General features: G+C 73.3%; 3 protein-coding genes. All 3 read left to right on the top strand.

Going from position 1 to position 3,518, the window contains the following annotated elements; translation table 11 throughout:
* The first annotated feature begins 368 nt into the window (after positions 1 to 368).
* The 3 genes from ACFXB5_RS20680 to ACFXB5_RS20670 are packed head-to-tail and all read left to right on the top strand — an operon-like array spanning position 369 to position 3,510.
* Entirely contained in the window at positions 369 to 785 is a 417-nt protein-coding gene (locus ACFXB5_RS20680) for a hypothetical protein (RefSeq protein WP_385209838.1), read from the top strand.
* Positions 782 to 2,863: an AAA family ATPase gene (locus ACFXB5_RS20675; RefSeq protein WP_385209837.1), complete on the top strand. Its 2,082-nt coding sequence runs from the start codon at positions 782 to 784 to the stop codon at positions 2,861 to 2,863. Before ACFXB5_RS20680 ends, ACFXB5_RS20675 begins: the two co-directional genes overlap by 4 nt.
* Positions 2,860 to 3,510 carry an FHA domain-containing protein gene (locus ACFXB5_RS20670; protein WP_385209834.1) on the top strand — a complete coding sequence of 217 codons (651 nt, stop codon included), beginning with the start codon at positions 2,860 to 2,862 and terminating at the stop codon, positions 3,508 to 3,510. The genes ACFXB5_RS20675 and ACFXB5_RS20670 overlap by 4 nt, the downstream gene beginning before the upstream one ends.
* The last annotated feature ends 8 nt before the right edge of the window (positions 3,511 to 3,518 follow it).

Below are 3,518 nucleotides of genomic sequence, written 5' to 3'. Positions count from 1 at the left end.
CCGTGGCGCCAAGGCCCCCCAAAATTGGGGGGGGCGCCTCTCACGGGGTGGTGGGGTACTTGTAACCCGCGCCCGGGGGGGGGGCCCCCCCGCGGCCCGCGGCGGCCAAGCGCCATCTGAGGGAGGCCGCTCGGTTCGCCGAGCGGGTCACGCGCGGCGCCGCGCGGCGGCAGCAGTCCGAGGAGTGGGCCGCCCAGCAGCTCGCCTTCCTCCGCTCCGACCACCCCGACGCCCCCGTTCCGCTGCCCGACGCCGGGGCGGAGATCGCCGTCCTCGAGCGCTTTCTGCACCAGGGCGGGACGCTGGAGGAGGCCGAGCGCGCCCGCGTCGCGGCCCGGGTAGGAGAGCGGGTCGACGCGTACCAGCGGATGTACGCCGCGGAGGTGATCCGCGCGGCGGTCCAGCGGTCGGAGCCCGAGACGGCCGGATACTCCACCTCCGGATCGGTGCAGTTCATCGACTGGGCCCCGCCGGGCTGGGGGGACGAGCACTGGCTGCGCATCAGTGTGGACGCCGAGGGCACCGCCCGGGTCTCCACCATGCATCGCGAGCGCGACCCGGCCGAGGAGACCGACGACGACCTGGACCTCGACTGGCAGCGGTGCGTCGAGGCCCGCGACCACCTGTGCGAGCTGCGGAAGCTGGCCGAACGGGCCGGGCTCAGCGTGCCGTTCGAGTTCGACGAGTCACCCGCGCGGCCGGTCCCGCGCACGGCGGCCCGCCCCGCCCACCACCAACGCACCGGACCCAAGGTCCGCCACCATGACCAGGAGACGCAGTCATGACCGAGGCAGCCAACTCCCCGGGCCGTGCGGACCGCAGCCTCCCGGCCTTCGCCGAGGAGCTGGTCGGCACGCTCAGCGTCCACTCCCAGTACGTCCTGCACGGCAGCATCCGGGACATCCACCTCGTCCGCCACGACAAGGATCCCGACGAGGGCGGCCCTGAGCGGTCGTACGACGCCCACCACACCCTCACCGAGGTGTTGTGGAACGCCCTGTGGCAGGAGGGGTACGAGGCGCTGATCCGCTTCGACATCGCCGACGGCTTCACCGTCGTCGCCGGCCCGGCGGACAAGGAGGTCCGCGAGCTGCTGCACGGGCGGGACGCCACCAGACCCGGGCGGGCCCGCCGCGCCGACACCCCCGTCCATCTGGCCGACGCGGAGCGGACCCTGGGCGACATCGTCACCGGCTGGAAGCGGCAGGGGCGGCAGCCGAAGACACCGGACGGACGGCCACGCCCGGACGGACGCCCCCGCCCGGACACCGCACAGCGCCAACAGCCCTACCGGGTGGTGCTGTTGATCGACTACGCGGCGCGGATCCCCACCGATGTCACGCGGCTCAGCGATGCGGAGCGGGACTTCTTCCTCAACTGCCTGAAGCTGGCCGAGGACGCGCGGCCGATCTCCTCCCCGGGCAGCGGACGGCGGCTGTTCAACCCCGTGATCTGGCTCGCCGACGGGGAGCGCGACCTGCCCACCTGGTTGGTGGCGGGCAGCGAACGGGTCCGTACCATCGGCATCCCACTGCCCGACCTGGGCAACCGACGGCGCATGGCCGAGCTGCTGGCCGAGGAGCACACCGCCGCGTCCGCGCCCGAGAACAACGGGGACGACGGGCGGGTGCGGCTCGGCAAGGAACGGCGGCCGGACGAGCACGACCTCGACACCTTTGCCCGCGCCACCGCCGGGCTGACCCTGCGCGCGATGCGGGAGAGCGCCCGGATGGCCCTCGACCGCGGGCTGTCGTTCGCCGAGATGCGGGACGCGGTCCGGGTCTACCAGCTCGGCGTCAAGGACAATCCGTGGCGGGCGGACTACATCCGTGCGCAGATCAAGAAGGGCGAGGCGGATCTGCGGGCGCGGGTGAAGGGCCAGGAGAAGGCGGTCGGCAAGACCCTCGACATCCTCAAGCGCGCCGCGCTCGGCCTGTCCGGCGCCCAGGCGTCCCACCCCGGCAGCCGGCCGCGCGGTGTGCTGTTCTTCGCCGGGCCGACCGGCACCGGCAAGACCGAGCTGGCCAAGTCGGTGGCCAAGCTGCTGTTCGGCACCGAGGACGCGTGTCTGCGCTTCGACATGAGCGAGTTCTCCGCACCGCACTCGGTGGACCGGCTGCTCGGCGCACCGCCGGGATACGTGGGCTACGAGGCGGGTGGCGAACTGACCACGGCGGTGCGCAACGACCCCTTCCGGGTGGTGCTGTTCGACGAGATCGACAAGGCCGACAAGGGGGTGCTGGACAAGTTCCTCCAGGTACTCGAGGACGGCCGGCTCACCGACGGGCAGGGGGTCACCACGTACTTCAGCGAATGCGTGCTGATCTTCACCTCCAACCTCGGGGTCAGGAAACGGACCGGCGAGGGCGGGCGCGAAGGGCGGGTGGCCGAGCCCGGTATGCCGTACCACCAGCTGGAGGAGATCATCCTGGCCAATGTGAAGGAACACTTCGTGGAGGGGATCGGCCGTCCGGAGCTGATGAACCGGTTCGGCGGCAATGTGGTGGTCTTCGACTACATCGATGCCAAAGTGGCCGCAGAGATCTTCGACTCCCAGGTGGGCAACATCCAGCGGGTGCTGCGCGAGGATCAGGGGGTGCATCTGCGCCTCTCCGACGAGGCGCATCAGGCGCTGTCCACCTACTGCACGGCGGATGTCGACAACGGCGGCCGGGGCATCGGCATGCTGCTGGAGACGCATCTGATCAACCCGCTGGCGCGGGCGCTGTTCGACCAGGAGCAGCTGGCGGGCACGGCCGTCACCGTCACCGGTGTGCGGCCCGCCGCGGACGGAACGGTGGCGCTGGACCTGCGGGTGGTACGCACCGGGGCCGCGGCTCCCGGCCCCGGTGGCGGCCGATGAGCGATGGGGCCGCTCCGGCGGGGTGGTGGCGCGAGCCGGACGACGAGGAGGAGGAAGCACCGGCGGGTCCGGCGGAAACGGCCGAACCGGCGGGACGGGCCGGACCGGCCGGACCGGACGCGGCGGGGAAGGCGGACGCGGAGGCCCCCGAGGCGCGGCCCCGGCCCGAACGCCAGCCCGTACCCCAGCCCGAACCCCAGCCCGCGCCGCCCCCGGCCGGGGTCGAGGTGTCCGCGCCCTGCTGGAACTGCCGTGCGCCGGTGGCCCCCCGGGACACCCGCTGCGCGTCCTGCGGCCGTGGGCGCACCCATGCGCTGCTGGTCTGCACCGAGCCCTGTCTGGAGCTCCGCCACGGCCCCGGCCCACCGCTGCGCCTGGGCCGCCACCCGGACTGGGCGCCGCGGACCGCCGCCGCGTTCGCGGGCTGGAACAAGGTCTCCCGCCACCATGCCTCGATCACGGTGGAGCCGGACGGCACCGCCTGGGTCGAGGAGCCCGAGGCGGGCAGCCGCAACGGCACGTATCTCAACGGCGCCCGGATCGCGGCGGGTGTGCGCACCCCCGTCCGCGACGGCGACCAGCTGCGGCTCGGGCTGCGGATCAGCTTCGCCATACGGCTGTACGGACCGGAGCCCGGCACCGGCTGAGCCGGTGC

This window comes from Streptomyces sp. NPDC059455, from assembly GCF_042750115.1.
Taxonomy (GTDB): Bacteria; Actinomycetota; Actinomycetes; order Streptomycetales; family Streptomycetaceae; genus Streptomyces; species Streptomyces endocoffeicus.
The sequence above is the reverse complement of the archived record's forward strand: the minus strand, read 5'-3'. Positions and strand labels throughout refer to the sequence as shown.

What these genes read in the sequence shown, in the direction of transcription:
- ACFXB5_RS20680 (WP_385209838.1), top strand. Translation starts at nt 369, where the DNA reads ATGTACGCCGCGGAGGTGATCCGCGCGGCGGTCCAGCGGTCGGAGCCC.
- ACFXB5_RS20675 (WP_385209837.1), top strand. Translation starts at nt 782, where the DNA reads ATGACCGAGGCAGCCAACTCCCCGGGCCGTGCGGACCGCAGCCTCCCG.
- ACFXB5_RS20670 (WP_385209834.1), top strand. Translation starts at nt 2,860, where the DNA reads ATGAGCGATGGGGCCGCTCCGGCGGGGTGGTGGCGCGAGCCGGACGAC.